Origin of the sequence: Klebsiella sp. TF21-TM (assembly GCF_019753495.1) — a bacterium.
GTDB lineage: Bacteria > Pseudomonadota > Gammaproteobacteria > Enterobacterales > Enterobacteriaceae > Klebsiella > Klebsiella quasipneumoniae.
This window is the reverse complement of record NZ_JAIJYL010000076.1, coordinates 1-3,321: the sequence shown is the minus strand read 5'-3', so window position 1 is coordinate 3,321 and position 3,321 is coordinate 1. Positions and strand designations below refer to the sequence as shown.

Below are 3,321 nucleotides of genomic sequence, written 5' to 3'. Positions count from 1 at the left end.
TTGAATGGGTTCATGTGCAGCTCCATCAGCAAAAGGGGATGATAAGTTTATCACCACCGACTATTTGCAACAGTGCCCCCCGCCCTGCAGGAACGCCTGCGCCAACTGCATCCCTACGAACTCCCGGAGCTGCTCGCGGTCGAAGCCGCGTCCGGCCTGCCCGAATACCTGCAATGGCTGGCCGCCGAGAGCCGACCGGTAAACTGAGCCAATGACCGCATCCACGATCCGCCTGCGCCGCTGGCTGGCCGGGCTCGCCCTGCTGCTTGCGCTGCCCGCGACCTCGGCCGTCGCCCAGGACTTCGAACTGCCGCCGGTCGACGAGGTCTTCGTCCTGTCCGCGCAGGCCACCGCGCCGGACCGCATCGAGGTGCGCTGGCGGATCGCCGACGGCTATTACCTGTACCGGCACCGCACCTCGGTCAAGGCCGATGCCGCCTTCACCGGCGCGACCATGGCGCTGCCGAAGGGCAAGGCCTACCGCGACGAATTCTTCGGCGACGTCGAAACCTACCGCAAGGAATTGCTCGGCACCCTCACCGGCACGCCCGCGGCCGGCGCGAGCGCGACCACCCTGACCGTGAAGTACCAGGGCTGCGCCGATGCCGGCGTGTGCTACCCGCCGCAGACCCGCACCCTGAAGGTCGCGTTGCCGGGCGAAGCGGGCGCTGGCGGCTTCGGCTGTAAGGCGCGCGGGCTGCATGATTATGTCGTCAAGAACGGCTCTGCCGATCATCCCAACGCCGAGGTGAAATTCGCACTGGGTGATGTGGTCAACACCATGATCGGCTGCACTAATGGTGAAACGATCATGCTGTGCCACGACACCTCGCTGCCGCGCCCCTATTCTCTCGGCTTTCGGGTGCAAGGCACCGAGGGGCTGTGGATGGACGTCAACAAGTCGATCTATCTGGAGGGCAAGAGCCCACAGCCGCACCGCTGGGAGCCTGCCGAGGGCTGGTTTGCGAAATACGATCACCCGCTATGGAAACGCTACGCCGATCTGGCGGCAGGGGCCGGGCATGGCGGGATGGACTGGTTCGTGATCCACGCTTTTGTCGAGGCGCTGAAGGCCAAGGCCCCGATGCCAATCGACATTTACGACGCGCTGGCCTGGAGCGCGATCACGCCTCTGTCGGAACAATCGATTGCTGAGGGCAATCGCACGTTAGATTTTCCCGACTTCACCCGAGGGCAGTGGCGCACCCGCAAGCCGATCTTTGCGCTGAACGACGCCTATTGATCGACGCGATTTAGGCCAAGCGCACCGCAAAGGCGAAATTGGTAATCTTGTCGGTATCCTTGACGCCCGGCGCGCTTTCGACGCCGCTGGAGGTATCGACCAGCGGCGCTCCGGTGCGCGCAATCGCCTCGGCAACATTCGTCGGATTTAGCCCGCCTGCCAGCCCCCACGGCAAGGCACCGCGATATCCGGCCAGCAGCGACCAGTCGAACGCCAACCCCATGCCGCCGGGCAGCGCGCCTTTGGGGGTCTTGGCGTCGAACAAGATCAAGTCCGCCGCCCCGGCATAGGCTGCGGCGCGTGCGACATCGCTGGCGCTGGCGACGGGCAGCGCCTTCCACACCGGCTTGCCAAACCGCGCGCGCAACTGGGCCACGCGTTCGGGCGATTCCGAACCGTGCAGCTGCAGCGCGTTCAGCTTGGCTGCCACCAGTGCGTCGGCGATGACAGCATCATCCGCATCGACGAACAAACCGACCATGGCGATCTGGCCAGCTGCGCGCGATGTCAAAGCGCCCGCGACATTCGACGTAACCGCACGGGGCGACGCTGGATAGAACACCAACCCGGCATAGTCCGCCCGCGCCGCGATGGTCGCATCGAGCGCCTCGGGTGTGCTGATCCCGCAAATCTTGATTTTCGCGGGCATGCGGTCAGTCGGGGTTCTGGATCAGCCGCACCAGCGTGCAGTCGGGATCGATCAGGTAGCCGATCCTCAGGCCGCTCGCCTCCAGTTGCGGAGCTTTGAAGCGCGGCCAGCCGGTGCTTTTTTCCTCGGCTCCCGCCGCGTTCACCAATGCCACCATGGCATCGAGATCATCCAACCGCAGGCAACAGCCGAACGAGCTCGTAGCTGGGTCGAGGTCAGGATAGGGGAAGAATTCGAGCTGCAAACCGCCGCGCTGCAGGATCATCCAGCCGCGATCCTTCCAACTCGTCGCAAAGCCCAGCTTCGCATAAAACGCCTCTGTCACATCGAAATCGCGCGATGGCAGATTGGGGGTGACGTGGTCAGCCATGGCTCAGCGCAGCTTGTCGGCCATGCGGGCCGTATGAGTGATTGCGGCGCGGCTATCGGGGGCGGAATGGCTCATCACGATCATGCTGGCCTTGGGGAACGCCGCACCAAACGCGCGCGCTGACGCGGCGTAGTGCTCAGTGTCGGCATCACCGAGATTGCCGAGCGACTTGGCCTTGCTGTCCTTGATCAGGCAGCCACCAAAAGCGATGTCGGTGCCGTCGATCCCAACGGTGATATTGTCACTGGTGTGGCCGGGGCCGGGGTAAAATACCTTGAGCGGGCCAAAGTTGGGCGCGGTTGCTGGTTCGACCCAGCCATTGGCGGCGAAAGTCAGGCTGTGTTGCGCCGCAACCAGCCCCTCTTGCGGGGCAAGCTGGTTCGACAACGCATTGGCATAAGTCGCAATCCCCGCCGCATGCAGCGCGTCCATACCGCCCATCTTGTCCTGATGCGCGTGAGTCACCACCGCCAGCGCGACCGGCAGGTTGATCTCCTGCTTGATCCAGTTGAGGATCTGGGCGGTCTGGTCATCGGTCCAGGCGGTATCGACCAACAGCACGCGGCCGCCATCCCTGACGATCAAACCGTTGGAAGCGACTGCCCCGAAACCCGGCATGTCGAGATAGGAAGTGTGCTGCCAGACATTCGGTGCGAGCTGGCGGAAAACCAGATCGCCAAACCGTTGGTCGCCAGTTTCCATTTGCTGGCCAATCGTCGGGCGGATTTCACCGGGCATGCACCCGCTCAGCATCAATGCAGCGGCTAATGCGGTGCTCAGCTTCGCGACCGGGTGCATAATATTGGGCAATTCCATCAAGTTTTCCTTTTATTCAGCATTAAAAACCCCGCAAATGCGAGGCCTAGTAAATAGATGATCTTAATTCGGTTCACTGTAGCAAAAATATGGGGCGAATTCAAACATGAGGTGCGACAGTTTCAAAAGCCATATGATAATCAACAAGCTGAGCAAATTTCTCTAAGGAAGGTGCGAACAAGTCCCTGATATGAGATCATGTTTGTCATCTGGAGCCATGGAACAGGGTTCATCATGAGTCAT

The 3,321-nt window shown here is 62.0% G+C and carries 5 protein-coding genes; 2 read left to right on the top strand and 3 right to left on the bottom strand.

Going from position 1 to position 3,321, the window contains the following annotated elements:
• Window positions 1–72 precede the first annotated feature (72 nt).
• Both cutA and K5R89_RS26765 read left to right on the top strand, forming a co-directional pair.
• Complete coding sequence (cutA, locus tag K5R89_RS26770; RefSeq protein ID WP_023408307.1) at window positions 73–207, top strand: divalent cation tolerance protein CutA; 135 nt, start codon at window positions 73–75, stop codon at window positions 205–207.
• Between the two features lie 4 nt (window positions 208–211).
• On the top strand, window positions 212–1,243 hold the full coding sequence (locus K5R89_RS26765) for a protein-disulfide reductase DsbD domain-containing protein (RefSeq protein ID WP_004201169.1): 1,032 nt from the start codon (window positions 212–214) through the stop codon (window positions 1,241–1,243).
• A 10-nt stretch (window positions 1,244–1,253) separates the two neighbouring features.
• On the opposite strand, the gene K5R89_RS26760 is transcribed toward K5R89_RS26765, so the two are convergent.
• From K5R89_RS26760 to K5R89_RS26750, 3 genes are read right to left on the bottom strand one after another with little or no spacing between them, the layout of a single operon-like run.
• Window positions 1,254–1,892 (bottom strand): phosphoribosylanthranilate isomerase, encoded by a 639-nt coding sequence (locus tag K5R89_RS26760; RefSeq protein ID WP_004201168.1) that lies wholly within the window; start codon window positions 1,890–1,892, stop codon window positions 1,254–1,256.
• 4 nt (window positions 1,893–1,896) lie between these two features.
• Window positions 1,897–2,262 carry a bleomycin binding protein Ble-MBL gene (gene ble / locus K5R89_RS26755; RefSeq protein WP_004201167.1) on the bottom strand — a complete coding sequence of 122 codons (366 nt, stop codon included), beginning with the start codon at window positions 2,260–2,262 and terminating at the stop codon, window positions 1,897–1,899.
• Between the two features lie 3 nt (window positions 2,263–2,265).
• Window positions 2,266–3,078 (bottom strand): subclass B1 metallo-beta-lactamase NDM-5, encoded by an 813-nt coding sequence (locus K5R89_RS26750; RefSeq protein ID WP_023408309.1) that lies wholly within the window; start codon window positions 3,076–3,078, stop codon window positions 2,266–2,268.
• Window positions 3,079–3,321 lie beyond the last annotated feature (243 nt).

Coding starts and splice junctions, on each gene's coding strand:
- K5R89_RS26765 (WP_004201169.1), top strand. CDS start 212: ATGACCGCATCCACGATCCGCCTGCGCCGCTGGCTGGCCGGGCTCGCC.
- K5R89_RS26760 (WP_004201168.1), bottom strand. CDS start 1,892: ATGCCCGCGAAAATCAAGATTTGCGGGATCAGCACACCCGAGGCGCTC.
- ble (WP_004201167.1), bottom strand. CDS start 2,262: ATGGCTGACCACGTCACCCCCAATCTGCCATCGCGCGATTTCGATGTG.
- K5R89_RS26750 (WP_023408309.1), bottom strand. CDS start 3,078: ATGGAATTGCCCAATATTATGCACCCGGTCGCGAAGCTGAGCACCGCA.